Source organism: Mycolicibacter senuensis (assembly GCF_002101885.1).
GTDB lineage: Bacteria > Actinomycetota > Actinomycetes > Mycobacteriales > Mycobacteriaceae > Mycobacterium > Mycobacterium senuense.
The window spans coordinates 70,801-87,296 of sequence record NZ_LQPS01000054.1; the positions used below are offsets into that span (position 1 = coordinate 70,801).

The 16,496-nt window shown below is 67.8% G+C and carries 15 protein-coding genes; 13 read left to right on the forward strand and 2 right to left on the reverse strand.

Features of this window, described 5'->3' with window-relative positions; all coding sequences use genetic code 11:
- Positions 1–135: 135 nt before the first annotated feature.
- Positions 136–930: a spirocyclase AveC family protein gene (locus tag AWC24_RS20430; RefSeq protein ID WP_085088763.1), complete on the reverse strand. Its 795-nt coding sequence runs from the start codon at positions 928–930 to the stop codon at positions 136–138.
- A 203-nt stretch (positions 931–1,133) separates the two neighbouring features.
- On the opposite strand from AWC24_RS20430, the gene AWC24_RS20435 reads away from it, so the two are divergent.
- Together AWC24_RS20435 and AWC24_RS20440 are read left to right on the forward strand one after the other, a co-directional pair.
- On the forward strand, positions 1,134–1,784 hold the full coding sequence (locus tag AWC24_RS20435; protein WP_085088765.1) for a TetR/AcrR family transcriptional regulator: 651 nt from the start codon (positions 1,134–1,136) through the stop codon (positions 1,782–1,784).
- Between the two features lie 39 nt (positions 1,785–1,823).
- Complete coding sequence (locus AWC24_RS20440; RefSeq protein ID WP_085088768.1) at positions 1,824–3,026, forward strand: cytochrome P450; 1,203 nt, start codon at positions 1,824–1,826, stop codon at positions 3,024–3,026.
- Between the two features lie 12 nt (positions 3,027–3,038).
- Here the strand turns inward: AWC24_RS20440 and AWC24_RS20445 are convergent, their stop codons facing one another.
- A complete protein-coding gene (locus AWC24_RS20445; protein ID WP_085088771.1) occupies positions 3,039–3,752 on the reverse strand; it encodes an SDR family NAD(P)-dependent oxidoreductase in 714 nt (237 codons plus the stop codon).
- Positions 3,753–3,928: 176 nt separating this feature from the next.
- On the opposite strand from AWC24_RS20445, the gene AWC24_RS20450 reads away from it, so the two are divergent.
- The 11 genes from AWC24_RS20450 to AWC24_RS20500 all read left to right on the forward strand — a co-directional run bounded on the left by AWC24_RS20450 (position 3,929) and on the right by AWC24_RS20500 (position 16,492).
- Positions 3,929–5,521, forward strand: a complete 1,593-nt coding sequence (locus AWC24_RS20450; RefSeq protein ID WP_234807462.1) for a nitric oxide reductase activation protein NorD — start codon at positions 3,929–3,931, stop codon at positions 5,519–5,521.
- A gap of 10 nt (positions 5,522–5,531) precedes the next feature.
- Complete coding sequence (locus AWC24_RS20455) at positions 5,532–6,368, forward strand: CbbQ/NirQ/NorQ/GpvN family protein (RefSeq protein ID WP_085088777.1); 837 nt, start codon at positions 5,532–5,534, stop codon at positions 6,366–6,368.
- 36 nt (positions 6,369–6,404) lie between these two features.
- Entirely contained in the window at positions 6,405–7,517 is a 1,113-nt protein-coding gene (locus AWC24_RS20460; RefSeq protein ID WP_085088780.1) for an ABC transporter substrate-binding protein, read from the forward strand.
- Positions 7,518–7,520: 3 nt separating this feature from the next.
- Positions 7,521–8,654 carry a spirocyclase AveC family protein gene (locus AWC24_RS20465; protein WP_085088783.1) on the forward strand — a complete coding sequence of 378 codons (1,134 nt, stop codon included), beginning with the start codon at positions 7,521–7,523 and terminating at the stop codon, positions 8,652–8,654.
- Positions 8,647–9,531, forward strand: coding sequence for an SDR family oxidoreductase (locus AWC24_RS20470; protein ID WP_085088785.1), 885 nt, complete (start codon positions 8,647–8,649; stop codon positions 9,529–9,531). The genes AWC24_RS20465 and AWC24_RS20470 overlap by 8 nt, the downstream gene beginning before the upstream one ends.
- 22 nt (positions 9,532–9,553) lie before the next feature.
- Entirely contained in the window at positions 9,554–11,056 is a 1,503-nt protein-coding gene (locus AWC24_RS20475; RefSeq protein ID WP_085089125.1) for an aldehyde dehydrogenase family protein, read from the forward strand.
- Positions 11,057–11,064: 8 nt separating this feature from the next.
- The gene (locus AWC24_RS20480) at positions 11,065–12,279 is read left to right on the forward strand and encodes a cytochrome P450 (protein WP_085088789.1); all 1,215 of its coding nucleotides are present in this window, start codon (positions 11,065–11,067) and stop codon (positions 12,277–12,279) included.
- Positions 12,276–13,187 (forward strand): SDR family NAD(P)-dependent oxidoreductase, encoded by a 912-nt coding sequence (locus AWC24_RS20485; RefSeq protein WP_085088792.1) that lies wholly within the window; start codon positions 12,276–12,278, stop codon positions 13,185–13,187. The genes AWC24_RS20480 and AWC24_RS20485 overlap by 4 nt, the downstream gene beginning before the upstream one ends.
- Positions 13,188–13,206: 19 nt before the next feature.
- Positions 13,207–14,469, forward strand: coding sequence for a cytochrome P450 (locus AWC24_RS20490; protein WP_085088795.1), 1,263 nt, complete (start codon positions 13,207–13,209; stop codon positions 14,467–14,469).
- Between the two features lie 89 nt (positions 14,470–14,558).
- Positions 14,559–15,704 carry a thiolase family protein gene (locus AWC24_RS20495; RefSeq protein ID WP_085089127.1) on the forward strand — a complete coding sequence of 382 codons (1,146 nt, stop codon included), beginning with the start codon at positions 14,559–14,561 and terminating at the stop codon, positions 15,702–15,704.
- Complete coding sequence (locus tag AWC24_RS20500) at positions 15,701–16,492, forward strand: enoyl-CoA hydratase-related protein (RefSeq protein ID WP_085088798.1); 792 nt, start codon at positions 15,701–15,703, stop codon at positions 16,490–16,492. Before AWC24_RS20495 ends, AWC24_RS20500 begins: the two co-directional genes overlap by 4 nt.
- Positions 16,493–16,496: the final 4 nt, after the last annotated feature.

The window sequence follows — 16,496 nt, forward strand, 5'->3', positions numbered from 1 at the left end:
ACGAAACCGACACCAGGGTGCGCCGTCGACCGGTCCGGTCGACGAAGCGGACCCAATATTTGGTTTCGTCAGCGGAGCCTATCGTGCGGTGTGGGCGTGGTCAACGATTTGCGCGTGCCCGTCGATTTCGACAGGTCAGCGGCCGTGCAGCGGCTGATTCGGCACGCCTGGGTAGAACTGTTCGCTGGGTCCCGAATTCACCCAACCGCCGAGCTTGGTCACCAGATGGGGCGCGAAGACCGATCCGTAGAGGGCATTCCCGATCACGACGACGGCGACGATGGACAGCACCGAGGACTGCAGCCGACTTGTCGAGCGCTTGTCGGCCCACATCTCGATGACGTTTCGGCCCTGCGCGTCCGTTCGTCCGAGCAGGTAGGTGAAGACCATCATCTGCACACCCATGGCCAGTGCGTCATACAGCGGGTACTGCTGCGGGGTGCCCTCCCGCAGGGCCAGTCCGGGTATCACGTAGCCGTAGACGAAGTTGCCCAGCTTGGCGCCCAGGATCGCGTTGAACATGAACGCCCAGCAGAACCCGACGACCAGGCCGACGGTCAGCAGGGTGTTGGGCCGGCGCCAACCGAATCTCGCGGCCACCCGTCGCCCGAGCCAGGATCCGATCAGAGCGGGCAGCACGAAGTAGGAGATGTATCCGATGGGTACCGCCAACGGCAGGCCGCCCCAGGTCATGTTCAGCGGCCACCACGACGGCATGCGCGGCAGCGCCGGCGGAAACTGTGCGTATACCGCCCAGTCATAGGGAGCCTCGATCCAGGAGAACGAGATGGCGGAGATGCACAGCAGCAGCAGTGGGTGCAGATGGCCTCGCCGAACACTCAGATAGACGCCGATGGCGAAGAACGCGATTCCGCTGATGTAGGAGAAGCTTTGGGCGACCTGCAGGGAGGGCGCCAGCCCGGCGCTCATCGGCGGGCTTCCGGGTCGAGGCGCAACACCACGCCGTAGATCAGTGCAATCAGTCCGAACAGCGTGCCCAACATGATGACCGCGCCCATGGGTGCGCCTCCTCCGTCAGCGACTCCGGTAGATAGTGGATACTATCCAATCAAGATAGTGGAGACTACCCTAAAGTTGTCCGGTGGAAAGTGGAATCGACAAGGGAGACGACGGTGACCCAGCGAACGACCAACACCCGTCGGCGCGCCGCGGTGGTGCGCCGGCCCCGCGGTGAGCCGCGTCGGTTGCTGCTCGACGCCGCCCGAGACCTCTTCGCCCGCCAGGACTATCGCGCCACCACGACGCGGGAGATCGCCCAGGCGGCCGGCGTCACCGAAGCCCTGCTGTTCCGCCACTTCGGCTCCAAGGCGACGCTGTTTCGTGAGGCGCTGGTCGAGCCTTTCACCGGCTTCATCGACGAATTCGGCCGCACCTGGTCCTCGCTCGATCCGGAGCAGACCGGTGAAGAGGACCTGGCCCGGCACTTCGTCGGGCGGCTCTACGACGTGTTCGTCGGTCATCAGGGTCTGCTGCTGACGCTCATGTCGTCGGAGTCGCTGACCGAGGACGAGCTGGTCGAAACCGGCATCGCCGATGTGCGGCGGGCGATCGCGCTGCTCGGCCAGATCAGCGCGGAGGGAATGAACATGCGGTCTATCGGGTCCGCGCACCCGAACCTGCCGGCGCACTCCACGGTAGCGATGATCGCCGGAATGGCCGCGCTACGTTCGACCTACTTCGGATCCAGGCCGCCGTCGCGAAAGGTGATCGTCGAAGAGCTCACCCAGGCGACGCTGCACGGATTCCTGCACCGGAACGACTGATTCGTTGACAGTCCACTGCTCGACCGAAGGGACACGACCATGACAGGTGCCAGCGCGATCCAGCTCTACTACGATCCGTTCGACCGGGACATCGACGACGATCCGTACCCGGTGTGGAAACGCATGCGCGAAGAAGCGCCGTTGTATTACAACGAGAAATACAACTTCTACGCGCTGAGCCGCTACGAAGATGTGGTACGCGAACTGCCGAACTGGCAGACGTATCGCTCCGGGCGCGGGACCACCGCAGACATCTTGTTCAACAACCTCGAGGTCCCGCCGGGCATCCTGTTGTTCGAGGACCCACCACTGCACGACCTGCACCGCAGCCTGCTCTCCCGGGTGTTCACCCCGCGGCGGATGCTGGCCGTGGAATCGATGGTCCGGGAGTTCTGCGTCAAGGAGCTGGATCCGCTCGTCGGCGCCGGCGGGTTCGATTTCATCGCTGACCTGGGCGCAGTGATGCCGATGCGAACGATCGGTTATCTGCTGGGCATCCCGGAGAAGGACCAGGAGGCGATCCGGGACCGCAACGGCTCCTTCATCGAGATGGCGGAGGGGCGCGAACCCGGCGACATCACCCAGCAGGTGTTCGCCGACACCATCGTGATGTTCGCCGAATACATCGAGTGGCGGGCCGAGCATCCCTCCGATGACCTGATGACCGACCTGCTGCGGGCCGAGGTCGACGAGCCCGACGGCACCCGGCGTCCGTTGTCGCGCACCGAAGTCCTCGCCTATACCGCCATGATCGCCGGCGCCGGGAACGAGACCACGGCGCGGCTGATCGGCTTCATGGCACAGCTGCTGTCGGATCATCCGGACCAACGTCGCGAGCTGGTCGCCGACCCGTCGCTGATCCCAGGTGCGATCGAGGAGACGCTGCGCTTCGAACCGCCGTCACCGGTGCAGGCGCGCTACGTCGCGCGCGACGCCGAGCACTACGGCCGGCTGGTGCCGGAGGGGTCCTACATGTTGCTGCTCAACGGTTCGGCCAACCGCGACCATCGGCACTTCGCCGACCCGGACCGGTTCGACATCCACCGTGAAGGCGGCCATCTCAGCTTCGGCAAGGGAGTGCACTTCTGCCTCGGATCGGCGCTGGCCCGGTTGGAGGCCCGGGTGGCCTTCGAGGAGGTGCTCAAGCGCTGGCCGGACTGGGAAGTCGACTACGCGGGCGCCGAACGCGCGCATACCGCGAGTGTGCGGGGCTGGGCGCGGCTACCCGTCATCGCGCGCTGATCCGCCGGCTGATCACATCGCGATGCCGAGCCGATCGCAGACGCCGAACACCTCGTCGAAGATGGAGCCGGGAACGGTGAACGGTTCGGTCGCGCTCACCTGCGCCAGTCGGGCCGCGATGTCGTCGGCGGTGGGTGCGTCATCGGCCTCGGAGACCCAGCCTTGCCCGAGGCCGACGAAGACCCGCGCGAACCGGCCGGCGCAGGCCGAGTAGTTCTGATGGGTGAGCTCGCAGTCCCGACTGGCCAGGTAGACCACGATCGGCACCACCAGTTCGGGACGGATCGCCTGGAGGAATCCGGCATCCTCAATCGCTGCGGCATCGTCGACGGTGTCGGTGACCATCCGGGAAAAGCCGAACGGCAGCACGGTATTGGACGCGATGCCGTGCGGAGCGCCCTCGATCGCAATGCTGTTGAAGATCCCGGCGTTGCTGATCACCGCATCGAGGCGGCCGAATCGCTCGACGGCCCCGGCGACGATCGCCGCGCCGCCCGCGGGGTCGCCCACCGAGTCATGCGACGCGACGGCGACCCCGCCGGCGGCGGTGATCTCGTCGACCACCAGCTCGGCGACGTGCGCGTCGGCGCCGTCGCCGTGCATCGACCCGCCGAGGTCGTTGACCACTATCGAGGCGCCGCGTCGAGCCAGCTCCAACGCGTAGAGCCGGCCCAGGCCGCGTCCTGCCCCGGTGACGACGACGACCTGGTCGGTGAATTCGATCATCCGCGGCGCCTACCCCTCGAACTGATTGACTGCGGTCCCGGCGGACTCTACGGTGGAACAGATATTTGGTCAACTAGCGGATGAGGGAGTCCGTGACGAGCCTCCACGAAGCAGCCGCATCGGTGCAGCGCTGGAACCTGTTGGCGTCCGCGCTTTCCGGGCGCCCGGTTCAGGTGATGGCCGCCGGGTCCGGTGAGCCCGCGTGGACCGACGGCAAGACCGTCTACGTCGACCCGGGTGCCACAGCGGCTCGCCAACTGGAGGCGGTCGCCGTTCAAGCCTGCCTGCTCTCAGCCGGAAGCCTGGAGCCCGCCCTGGTGCGCAGACTGCTCCGGCGCCGGGCGCTCGCCTCCCGCTACCTGGCGGTCGAGGGGCACCGGGCACTGGCGGCCGGCGCCGAGCTGCTGCCACCCGCGCTGGCGTCGCTGATCAACCACGAGCTCGCCGCCCGCACCGCGACACCGGCCGCATCACTGGCACTGGCCGGTACCGTCGACGACGATCCGCCGCTCGCCTTCGGTGTGATCCGCCCGGGAAAGTTGCTGGCCGAGCACAAGAATGCGGACAAGGCGAACGCCGGTGATGCCCACCGGCCGCGCCACCAGCGCAGGCCGCTGGCAGACCTCGACGACGAGGGCGACGCCGAGAGCGCCGACGACACGGCGGACATCTTCTCGAGTCCGGTCGGGGGCAGCGGCGCTCTGGGCCGGCTGGTCGCCAAGATGCTCCAAGTCACCCGCCGGCTCGGCGGCAACGGCCCGCCCGGTGCGGATTCGCCCACGCACCGGACCCGGTCCGGGCGGCGGGGCGGCAGCGCGGTGTCGTCGGCTGCTGTCGGGGCGCTCGACGACGACACCGCAGCCGGCGGCGCCGCGGGCGCGACGTATCACGAATGGGATGTTCATCGCCGGTGTTACCGGCAGAACTGGTGCACCGTAACCGAAGTCGTGCCGACCCCGGATCTCAACCCGGTGCTGCGGTCGGCCGAGTACGGATTGCGCAGGCCGCTGGCCCGGCTCGGGGTCGGCCTGGACCGCTACCACCGGCAGCCGCAGGGCGACGACATCGATCTGGATGCGGCGATCGAGGGCCGGGTCGAAGTGCTGGCCGGTTCCGCGCCTGACGAGGCGGTCTACCTGGACAGCCTGCGCCGCCGCCGTGATCTGTCCGTGCTGATACTGCTGGATGTCTCCGGCTCGGCGGCCGAACCCGGAACCGCCGGTCAAACCGTGCACACTCAACAGCGCGCGGCGGCCGCGGCATTGGCCACCGCGCTGCACGACCTGGGGGATCGCCTGGCGCTCTACGCGTTTGCCTCCCAGGGCCGTTCGGCGGTGCACCTGCTACCGGTGAAACGCTTCGACGACCCACTCGACGTGCTGGCGATGCGGCGCTTGCAGGGGCTCAAACCCGGTGCCTACTCGCGGCTGGGGGCGGCGATCCGGCACGGCTCGGCCGTGCTGGAGCGCCGCGGTGGTACCCCGCGGCGGCTGCTGGTTGTGCTCTCCGACGGGTTGGCCTACGACCACGGCTACGAACGCGGCTACGGCGCCGCCGATGCCCGCCGGGCTCTCACCGAGGCGCGCCGCTCCGGGACCGGGTGTCTGTGCCTGACGGTCGGGGCGGCCACCGACGTCGCGGAGTTGCGCCGGGTGTTCGGCAGCGCCGCACACGCCACCATTCCGCGGCTCGACCAACTCAGCCGGGTGATCGGACCACTGTTCCGCTCAGCCCTGTGTTCAGCCGATTTTCGACGGCGTGTGGCATGAAGAGAAGGGTATGAACGACATGGCAGCTGCGGCCCGCGGTCCGCGTCCCTACTATGTGTCCACCGGCAACGAGGAGCAGGTCTTCAAAGCCTCCTACCGGCAGGGGTTGTCGATCGTCCTCAAGGGCCCGACCGGGTGCGGGAAGACCCGCTTCGTCGAGGCGATGGCCCATGACCTGGACCGTCCGCTGATCACCGTCGCCTGCCACGATGATCTGACCACTGCCGATCTGGTCGGCCGGTTCTTGTTGCGCGGCGGGGAGACCGAGTGGGTCGACGGGCCGTTGACGCGGGCCGTTCGCGAAGGCGCGATCTGCTATCTCGACGAGGTGGTGGAGGCCCGCCAGGACACCACCGTGGTGCTGCACCCGCTGGCCGATCACCGCCGCCAGCTGCCGATCGAGCGACTTGGCGTGACCCTCGACGCGGCACCCGGATTCGGGTTGGTGGTCTCCTACAACCCCGGATATCAGAGTGTGCTCAAGGACCTCAAGGACTCGACCCGACAGCGCATGGTGGCCATCGAATTCGGCTTCCCCGCAACCGACGTCGAGGAGAAGATCGTTGCGTGCGAGGCCGCTGTGGACCACGAGCGCGCCGCTGAACTGGTCCGGCTGGGCCAGGCCATCCGGCGGGTGGAGACCGGCGGGTTACGCGAGGTGGCCTCGACACGGGTGCTGATCGCCGCCGGGCGGCTGATCGCGGAGGGCCTGGCACCCCGCGAGGCCGCCCGTGCCGCCATTGCCGGACCCCTCACCGACGACTCCGTGGTGACCGGCGGTCTGGTGGAGATGATCGACGTGTATCTGCCACCAGAGGTGATTGACGCCCAGCCGACCGCACGCTAGGGTCTGAACAAATATTAGGTTCGTCACGGAGGCGCGATGTCCTACGAGAGCACGGCGGAACCGATCAAGATCGGTTACCTGATGGACTTCCGGCTCCCCGAGGGCTTCCCGAAGACCTATTTCGAGGACCTGACCCAGCCGTTCGACCTGATCTTCAAGCAGGCGACCGAACAGGGTCTGCTGGACCGGCCGATCGAGATCGTCTACCGCGAGGTCGAGGGCCTGCCCAAGGGCTCGGTCAAGGCCGTCATCGACGCCTACGGCGAGCTGTGCGACGAAGGTTGCCTGGCCGTGTTCGGCCCGCACATCACCGACAACGCCGTGCCGACCCGGGAGGCGATCGAGGACCGCTTCAAGGTGCCGTGCATCAGTGTCACCGGCTCGGATGAGGCGCTGGGGGAGTGGTTCTTCGCGTTCCCGCAGGGATCACTGACCGACGAGCCGATCTTCTGGACGGATCTGCTCGCCAAAGGCGGGCACACGGAAGTCGGGGTGCTCAAGGAGCAGTCCCTGGTGGGCGAGACCTATCTGAAGAACTTCCGCGAGGCGTGCCGGCGCAAGGGCATCCGGATCGTGGCCGAAGCGACGATCGCGCAGACGGCACAGGACGTCTCGGCGGCGGTGCGCACGCTGCACGAGGCGAAGGCACCGGCGATCGTGCACTGCGGCTTCGGATTCGGCGTGGTCTTCATCAACCCGGCGTTACAGGAGCTCAACTGGGACCCGCCGCGATTCACCAGCACGGCGTTTCAGAACGCCTGGATCAACCCGGTCATGTGGAACGCGTTCATGGGCTGGGTCGGCATCGACCAGTACGACGAGGGCAACCCGGTCGGCCAGGCGTTCCTCGACGAATACCAGCGGGCCTACGGTCGGCGCACCGAGTGGTGCGTGTCAGTGGTGAACCGGGATGTGGCAATGACATTGGTACGGGCGCTGGCCGACGCGCATCCGCTGAGCCCGCGCGGCGTCAAGGAAGCCCTGGAGCGGGTGAAGATGATGCCCGCCGCCTCCGGAGCGCCGGGCACCCGGGTGTCGTTCGGGAACTGGACCCGCCGGGCCTGGATGGGCGCCGGATACCTGGTGGCCCGCAGGCTCGACGCCGACGGAGTCAACTCCCATCTCGTCGACCGTTTCGGAGAGGAATGACCGATGACCGCAGAACAGACGGCGCCGTCGCCGACACATCCGACATCCGCTGAACCCCGTAAGGGATCGCCGTGGGTATGGGCGTGGGCCGCAGCCGCGTTCGGCTTCCTCGCCTTCCTGCTCGCCAACGCCGAAACCGGCCTGAGCTCGGATCGGGTCCGTAACCCGGCGGTCACCGAGACGCCGCCGCCGCGGCCGGTGCCGGTGTTGTTCGGGTTCGAACACTGGCTCGGCGTCCTGGAGGCCTTCACCGTCGTGGTGATGCTCGGCATCACCATCACCTACGTGATCGCCTGGCGCCGCCATCCGTACCACCCGGTGTTGCTGATGGGCATCGTCACGACGTTGATCGTCTGGCAGGACCCGATCATGAACTGGGCGCCGTTCGCCGTCTACAACCCAGAGTTGCATCACCTGCCCGAGGACTGGCCGCTGGTGTCGCTGTCACCGACTGTGGAGCCGTTCGTGGTGCTGGGCTACATCATGTTTTACCTGCTGCCCTATTTCCCGGGGATCTGGCTGCTGCGCCGGATTCAGGTGCGCCGGCCCGTCGACTCCTTCGTGTGGCGCCACCCGCTGATCAGCCTGGGGCTCTGCATCCTGCCCTTCGGGATGCTGCTGGACGCGGCTCTGGAGATCACGCTGGTGCAGACCGGGATGTACATCTACTCGCAGGTGCCGTTCGGCTCGATCTTCATGGGCCAAACCCATCAGTTCCCGTTCATCTTCGAGATCCTCGCGGTGAACTTCGTGATGGTGCCGGCCGGGGTGCTGCTGTACCGCGACGACACCGGCCGCACCGTGGCCGAGAAACTGGCCCAGCGGGCGAAGATCTTCGCCAGCCGCCCCACCCTGGGCATGTTCATGGTGATGCTGGTGCTGATCAACCTCGGCTACTTCTGCTACGGAAGTACGTTCGCGCTGGTCAAGGCGTCGCACCTGTCCCGGACGGTGGCCTGCCCGTGGCCCTACCCGGAAGCGAAGATCTATGACCCCCAAGGCCTCTACGAGAAGCAGGGCCAGCCCGGACCGTACTCGGTGGGCATCTGGTCAACCTGGCTGAGCGGCCAGCCCGACGGGCGGCCGGAGGTCGAACTGGGTGCGGACGGCGAACGCTGCGGACCGGCCAATGGGTGAGCCCCGCAGTGTCGTCATCACCGGCGCCTCGCGCGGGCTCGGGTTGGCGTCGGCGGCGCACCTCTATCGCAGCGGCTGGCAGGTGGTGGCCGGGATGCGGTCACCGGAGAAGGGATTGAAGACGCTGCGCGACGCCACCGGCGCGTCCGACGGCGACCCGCGGCTGATCGGGATCCCGCTGGACCTGACCGATGCCGCGTCGGTGACCGCGGCGGCCAAGGCGATCGAAGCAGCGGTCGGGGCCCCGGACGCCGTGGTGCACAACGCCGGGATATCGGCGGCGGGAATGGCCGAGGAGACACCGGCCGAGCTGTGGGAGCGGATGTTCGCGACGTCGGTGTTCGGGCCGGTGGCGCTGACCAACGCGCTGCTGCCGTCGATGCGGGCGGCCGGGAGGGGCCGGATCGTGCTGGTCTCGAGTCAGGGCGGTGTGCGCGGCATGCCCGCCACGGCGGCGTACTCGGCGGCCAAAGGCGCGTTGGAGCGGTGGGGAGAATCGCTGGCCAGTGAGATCGCCCCGTTCGGCCTCGGCGTCACTGTTCTGGTGACCGGCACCTACGACACCGAGATCATCACCGACGCCGGCACCACCGACTGCCGTGATCTGACCGGCGTCTACGCCCGCCATCACGCCACCATGGACAAACGCGGCCGCTTCGCGATGAAGGTGGCCGCCCGCTCACCGCAGCGGTTCGCGGCCGGGCTGGCCAAGGCACTGGAGTCCCGCGCTCCGTTCGTGCGCCGACCGGTCGGGCCTGATGCACGAATGCTGTTGATCGCCAACCGGTTACTGCCCGCTGCGGGGTTGCATCAGATGATCCGGGTGATGATGGGGCTACCGCGCTTCGGCGCGCTGAGCAAGGACCGGCATGGCTGAGCACCCGCGCTTCGAATCCAGAATGCTGATCGATGGCAAGCTCGTCGACGGGCAGGGCGGCACGTTCGCCAACGTCAACCCGGCCACCGAGGAGATCCTCGGCGAGGTCGCCGACGCGTCCGCGGCAGACATGCACCGGGCCATCGACGCCGCGCGGCGCGCGTTCGACGACACCGACTGGTCGGCCGACCACGCCTTCCGGCAACGCTGTCTGCGGCAACTGCAGGACGCCCTGGAAGCCGAGCGCGAGGAACTGCGCGAAGAACTCATCCTCGAAGTCGGCTGCCCGCGGGCCATCACCCACGGCCCGCAGCTCGACGCGCCGCTCTCGGATGCGCTGAACTATCCGGCGCGGCTGATCGACAGCTATCCGTGGGAGACATCGCTGGGTGACGCGTTCGTCTCGGTGACCGGTGCCAACACCACCCGCAAGGTCTGGCGGGAGGCCGTCGGTGTGGTCGGGGCGATCGTGCCATGGAACTTCCCGTTCGAAGTGACGATCCACAAGATCGGGCAGGCGCTGGCGACCGGCAACACCGTCGTTCTCAAGCCGGCACCGGACACCCCGTTCAACGCCACCCGGCTGGGCCGGCTGATCGCCGAGAACACCGATATTCCAGCCGGTGTCGTCAACGTGGTCACCGCCTCCGATCCCTTGATCGGCGAAGAACTGACGCTGTCGCCCAAAGTCGACATGATCTCCTTCACCGGCTCCACCGCGGTGGGCCGGCGCATCATGGCAAAGGGCGCGGCGACCATGAAGCGGCTCTTCCTGGAACTCGGCGGCAAATCCGCGACGATCGTGCTGGAGGATGCCGATCTGGGGCTGGGCTGCATGATGGGCATCGCACCGTGCATGCACGCTGGCCAGGGCTGCGCCAACCCCACCCGGCTGCTGTTGCCGCGCTCGCGCTACGCCGAAGGCGTCGCCATGCTGCAGGGCATCTACGAAGGGGTGGCCCCGGGCGACCCACAGGATCCGGCGACGTTGTGCGGCCCGGTGATCTCGGCCAAACAGCGCAGCCGGATCCGCGGCTACATCGACAAGGGCATTGCTGAAGGCGCCAGGCTGCTCGTCGGCGGAGCCGAGGCGCCCGACGGGCTCGACCGCGGATTCTTCGTCAAGCCAACACTGTTCGTCGACGTCGACAATGCGATGACGATCGCCCAGGAGGAGATCTTCGGCCCGGTGCTCGCCGTCATTCCCTACGACGACGAGGACCACGCGATCCGGATCGCCAACGACAGCCCCTACGGGCTGGCCGGCAACATCATGTCGGGCTCGCTGGATCACGCGCTGGCCGTGGCCAAACGCCTGCGCGCGGGCTTCCTGGGCATCAACGGCGCCGCAGGGTACGGCGCCGACACCCCGTTCGGCGGCTACAAGGCCAGCGGCGTCGGCCGCCAGAACGGCACCGCGGGGTTCGACCAGTACACCGAGATCAAATCGGTCGCCTACCCGGCGGTTAGCGAGGCTCGACGGAGGAGAGCCGAAGCTGGACCGCCGAATCAACCCGCCGTCTAAAGGGGGCAATTGTGCAGCTATTTGATGACCTGGAGGATTTCGGCGCCTTCGACGACGTGGTGTCCGGGGACGTCCGGGACCCCTACACCGAACTGGCCCGCCTTCGCCGCGAGGAGCCGGTGCAGCGCATCGACATGTCGGGGATGCCGCATGAGGAATCCAAGCCGGTGTTCATGGTGTACCGCCACGAAGACGTGATAAAGATGTTGCGCGACAACGAGACCTTCTCGTCGTCGATCATCATCGACACCTTCGGTGACGTGCTCGGCGAGCAGGTGATGCTGGGCATGGATGAACCCGTGCACGGCCGGCACCGCGCGCTGGTGTCCAAGGCGTTCTCGCCCCGGGCGGTGGCCGGCTGGGAACACGAGTTGGTGATACCGGTGGCGAATCTGCTGATCGACCGGTTCGCCGACCGCGGCCACGCCGATCTGGTCAAGGAGTTCAACTTCGAATACCCGACCCGGATCATCGCCCGGATACTGGGCCTGCCCGAGCAGGACTACGAGCAGTTCCAGCGCTGGTCCATCTCGCTGCTGTCATTCACCATCAACCCCGAGCGGGGACGGGCGGCGTCGCTGGCGCTTCGCGACTACTTCACCCCGATCCTGGCCGCCCGCCGGGTCGATCCGCGCAACGACTTGATCAGCCGGCTGGCCGACGCGGAGATCGACGGTGAGAAGCTGTCGAATGAGGAGATCTTCTCGTTTCTGCGGTTGCTGCTCCCGGCCGGCATCGAAACCACCTACCGTTCACTGGGCAACCTGCTGTTCGCGCTGCTGACCCACACCGACCAGCTCGACGCCGTGCGCGCCGACCGGTCGCTGCTGCCGCAGGCCATCGAAGAGGGGGTGCGCTGGGACGCACCACTTTTGACCATCACCCGGGTGGCCAGCTGCGACACCGAGTTGGGCGGAGTGCCGATCCCGGCCGGCTCCGCGGTGATGCCGATGCTGGGGTCCGCCAACCGCCAGGAGGACCGCTACGCCAACCCGAACCTGTTCGACATCTTCCGCGAGTCCAAAGTCCATGCGTCGTGGGGCCATGGCGCCCACGTGTGTCTGGGCAGTCACCTGGCCCGGATGGAGATGCGCGACGCGCTCGGGGTGATGTTCGACCGACTGCCGAACCTTCGGCTGGACCCCGACGGGAGTGATCCGCACATCCGCGGCCAGGTGTTCCGGTCACCGACGTCGCTGCCGGTGCTCTTCGATGCCCCATGACCGAGCTGCGATTCGACGGCCGGGTCGCCGTCGTCACCGGCGCGGGCCGGGGCGTGGGGCGTAGCCACGCGATGCTGCTGGCGGCCAAGGGCGCTCGCGTGGTCGTCGCCGACTACGGGGCCGGCATCGACGGGGACGGCTCGTCATCGGCACCGGCTGACGAGGTGGTGCGCGAGATCACCGAGGGTGGCGGCCGGGCGGTGGCCTGTCACGCCTCGGTCGCCGAACCGCAGGGCGCACAGGGCATCGTCGACACCGCGATCGAGGCGTTCGGCCGGATCGACGTGCTGGTCAACAACGCCGGCATCCACGACCCCGGACTGTTCGAGGCGCTGTCGGTCGAAAAGTTCCGCCGCATGCTCGAGGTGCACTTTTTCGGCAGCCTGCTGGTGACCCGCGCCGCGTGGCCGCATTTCGTCGCGGCGGGATACGGCCGCATCGTCAACACGGTCTCCGAAGCCATGCTGGGCGGCATCTCCGAGCTGACCAGCTACGGCGCCGCCAAGGGAGCGGTGTTCGGGCTGACCCGCAATCTGGCGACCGAGGGCATCGCACACGGCATCCGGGTCAACGCCGTTGCGCCGCGCGCCTACACCCGCATGTCCGCGTCGCACTCGGACTCGGTGGCCGCGCAGCTGGCCATTCCCCAAGCGGTGATGGACACCATCAACGCCAGCATGCCGCCGGAATTATGTGCTCCCGCAGCGGCATTCCTTGCCCACGAGGACTGTCCACTCAACGGGGAGATGCTGCAGATCGGGATGGGCGGGGTGGCGCGCATCGCGGTGGTGCGCACCGCGGGCATCTCGAAAACACCGCTGACCGCGGAGGACATCGCGGAGAACATCGAGACGATCATGAACATTTCGGACGCCCAGGTGACCGCGGTCACCGAGATGGTGCAGTGACGAGCGTAGGAGGCGCGCAGTGAGTGATTTCGACTCGGTTGACTTCTTCACCGACCAATCGTTGATCCCGGACCCGTACCCGTACTTCGACCATCTGCGGGCCAAGTGCCCGATCGTGCACGAGTCACATCAGGGAACTCTCGCCGTCACCGGGCACGCCGAAGCCCTTACCGTGTACAAGGATCCGGCCTTCTCCGCATGTGTCTCGGTCGCGGGCCCGTTCTCCGGGCTGTCGTTCGACGCCGTCGGTGACGACGTCAGCGACCTGATCGAGGCGCACCGGTCCGAGATTCCGATGAGTGAGCACATCGTCACCCAGGACCCTCCGGAGCACACCCGGACGCGGGGGCTGTTGAGCCGGCTGCTGACTCCCAAGCGGCTCAAGGAGAACGAGGAGTTCATGTGGCGGCTGGCCGACGAACAGCTCGACAAGTTCGTCGCCCGCGGCAGCACCGAGTTCATCGAGGACTACGCCAAACCGTTCTCCATGCTGGTCATCGCGGACCTGCTCGGGGTGCCCACCGCCGACCACCAGGAGTTCCGCCGGGTGATGGCCGGCGAGCAGGTGGGCTCCCTGGATGACGACCCGGTCTCCCACAACCCGTTGCAGTGGCTGGACGACACGTTCTACGCCTACATCGACGACCGTCGTAAGCAGCCGCGCGGCGATGTGCTGACCGATCTGGCCCAGGCGAAATACGACGACGGCTCGACGCCGGAGATCATCGACGTGGTGCGCGTCGCGACTTTCCTGTTCGCCGCCGGCCAGGAGACCACCGTCAAGCTGCTCAGCGCCGGACTGCGGGTGATCGCCGAACGGCCCGATATTCAGGCGCTGCTGCGCGGGGACCGCAGCCGTATCCAGGTTTTCCTGGAGGAGACGCTGCGGACCGAGTCTCCGGTCAAATCGCATTTCCGGATGGCGCGCACCACCACGACCGTCGGCGGCGTCACCGTTCCGGCCGGCACCACGGTGATGCTGTTGCCCGGAGCCAGCAACCGGGACCCCCGCAAGTTCGACGAACCCGACGAGTTCCGCGTCGACCGCGCCAATGTGCGCGAGCATGTGGCGTTCGGGCGCGGGGTGCACTCGTGTCCCGGCGCGCCGCTGGCCCGCGCCGAGGGCAGGATCTCGCTGAACCGCATCCTGGACCGGATGGCCGACATCAGGATCTGCGAGGAGCGGCACGGCCCGCCCGAGGCGCGGCGGTACAGCTACGAACCGACCTTCATCATGCGGGGGCTCCAAGAGCTCCACCTGGAGTTCAACCCGGTCGGCTGAGGCGGGGCTGGCCACCCCCGCCCGCAGGTGTCATCGGTGGGTTGGTCGACAATCGACGTCAAGAACCCTCGTTGATGAAGGAGAGCACCATGGCCGAAGCAGTCATCGTAGAAGCGGTGCGTTCGCCGATCGGCAAGCGCAACAGCGGTCTGTCGGGGGTGCACCCCGCGGAATTGTCCGCCCAAGTGCTCAACGGGCTGGTCGGCCGGGCCGGGGTGGATCCCGAACTGGTCGACGACGTGATCTGGGGCTGTGTCATGCAGGCCGGCGAGCAGGCGCTCGACATCGGGCGCACCGCGCTGCTGACCGCCGGCTGGCCGGAGACGGTGCCCGGGGTGACGGTGGACCGCCAGTGCGGATCCAGCCAGCAGTCGGTGCACTTCGCCGCCGCCGGCGTGGTCGCCGGACACTACGACGTCGTCGTGGCCGGCGGCGTCGAGTCGATGTCGCGCACCCCGATGGGTGCCTCGCTGGCCAACGGCGGACACCCCTATCCGGAGGCGTTCCGGGCCCGTTACACCCAGACCCCCAATCAGGGCACCGGTGCGGAGATGATGGCCGAGAAGTGGGGACTGAGCCGCACCGCGCTCGACGAGTTCGCGCTGGCGTCGCACGAGAAGGCCGCCGCGGCACAGGATTCCGGCGCGTTCAAGGACGAGATCGTCTCGATCAAGGACGCCGAGGGTAGTGTCGTCAGCGACGACGAGGGCATCCGGCGTGGCACCACCATCGAGAAGATGGCCCAGCTCAAGCCGGCGTTCAAAGAGGACGGCGTCATCCACGCCGGCAACTCCAGCCAGATCTCCGACGGTTCGGCGGCGCTGCTTTTCATGTCGGCGGCCAAGGCGCGCGAGCTGGGGCTGACCCCGCTGGCGCGGGTGCACACCGCGACGCTGGCCGGCGCCGACCCGGTGATGATGCTGAGCGCACCGATCCCGGCCACCCAGAAGGCGCTGCAGCGCTCTGGCCTGAGCCTCGATGACATCGGGGTGTTCGAGGTCAACGAGGCGTTCGCCCCGGTGCCGATGGCATGGCTGGCCGAAATCGGCGCGGACTCCAAGAAGCTCAACCCCAACGGCGGGGCGATCGCGCTGGGTCACCCGCTGGGCGGTTCCGGCGCCCGGATCATGACCACCATGCTCTACCACATGCGCGCCAACGGGATCCGCTACGGCCTGCAGACCATGTGCGAGGGCGGCGGCCAGGCCAACGCCACCATTCTGGAGCTGCTGTGAGTGATGGGGCCGTTCTCGTCGAACGGCGCGACGGTGGCGTACTGCTGGTCACGATCAACCGGCCCGACGCGCGCAACGCGATCAACGGCGCCGTCAGCACCGGTATCGGCGACGCGTTGGCACAGGCGCAGGCCGACGACGAGGTGCGTGCGGTGGTGCTCACCGGCGCCGGCGACAAATCGTTTTCTGCCGGAGCCGACCTCAAGGCGATCGCCAACCGGGAGAACATCTACCACCCCGAACACCCGGAGTGGGGTTTCGCCGGCTACGTCCAGCACTTCATCGACAAGCCCACCATCGCGGCGGTCAACGGCACCGCGCTGGGCGGCGGCACCGAGATCGCACTGGCCAGCGACCTCGTGATCGCCGAGCAGCGCGCCCAGTTCGGGCTGCCCGAGGTCAAGCGGGGCCTGATCGCCGGCGCCGGCGGCGTGTTCCGCATCATCGACCAACTGCCCCGCAAGGTCGCCTTGGAGCTGCTCTACACCGGCGAGCCGATGTCGGCCGCCGACGCCGGGCGCTGGGGGCTGGTGAACCGGGTGGTCGACGACGGCGCGGCGCTGGAAGCCGCGCTGGAACTGGCGGAACGGATCACCGGCAATGCGCCGCTGTCGGTGCAGGCCAGTAAGCGGATCGCCTACGGCGTCGATGATGGTGCCATGACCGGCGAGGCGGCCGATTGGGCCCGGACCGGCCGGGAGTTCTCCTCGCTGCTGCGGACCGAGGACGCCAAGGAGGGGCCGCGGGCGTTCGCTGAGAAGCGCGCGCCGGTGTGGAAGGCCCGTTGAGCCG

Bases quoted from the DNA above. Each gene is read 5' to 3' on its own strand.
- AWC24_RS20430 (WP_085088763.1), bottom strand. From the start codon at position 930: ATGAGCGCCGGGCTGGCGCCCTCCCTGCAGGTCGCCCAAAGCTTCTCC.
- AWC24_RS20440 (WP_085088768.1), top strand. From the start codon at position 1,824: ATGACAGGTGCCAGCGCGATCCAGCTCTACTACGATCCGTTCGACCGG.
- AWC24_RS20445 (WP_085088771.1), bottom strand. From the start codon at position 3,752: ATGATCGAATTCACCGACCAGGTCGTCGTCGTCACCGGGGCAGGACGC.
- AWC24_RS20450 (WP_234807462.1), top strand. From the start codon at position 3,929: ATGGCCGCCGGGTCCGGTGAGCCCGCGTGGACCGACGGCAAGACCGTC.
- AWC24_RS20455 (WP_085088777.1), top strand. From the start codon at position 5,532: ATGAACGACATGGCAGCTGCGGCCCGCGGTCCGCGTCCCTACTATGTG.
- AWC24_RS20460 (WP_085088780.1), top strand. From the start codon at position 6,405: ATGTCCTACGAGAGCACGGCGGAACCGATCAAGATCGGTTACCTGATG.
- AWC24_RS20465 (WP_085088783.1), top strand. From the start codon at position 7,521: ATGACCGCAGAACAGACGGCGCCGTCGCCGACACATCCGACATCCGCT.
- AWC24_RS20470 (WP_085088785.1), top strand. From the start codon at position 8,647: ATGGGTGAGCCCCGCAGTGTCGTCATCACCGGCGCCTCGCGCGGGCTC.
- AWC24_RS20475 (WP_085089125.1), top strand. From the start codon at position 9,554: ATGCTGATCGATGGCAAGCTCGTCGACGGGCAGGGCGGCACGTTCGCC.
- AWC24_RS20485 (WP_085088792.1), top strand. From the start codon at position 12,276: ATGACCGAGCTGCGATTCGACGGCCGGGTCGCCGTCGTCACCGGCGCG.
- AWC24_RS20495 (WP_085089127.1), top strand. From the start codon at position 14,559: ATGGCCGAAGCAGTCATCGTAGAAGCGGTGCGTTCGCCGATCGGCAAG.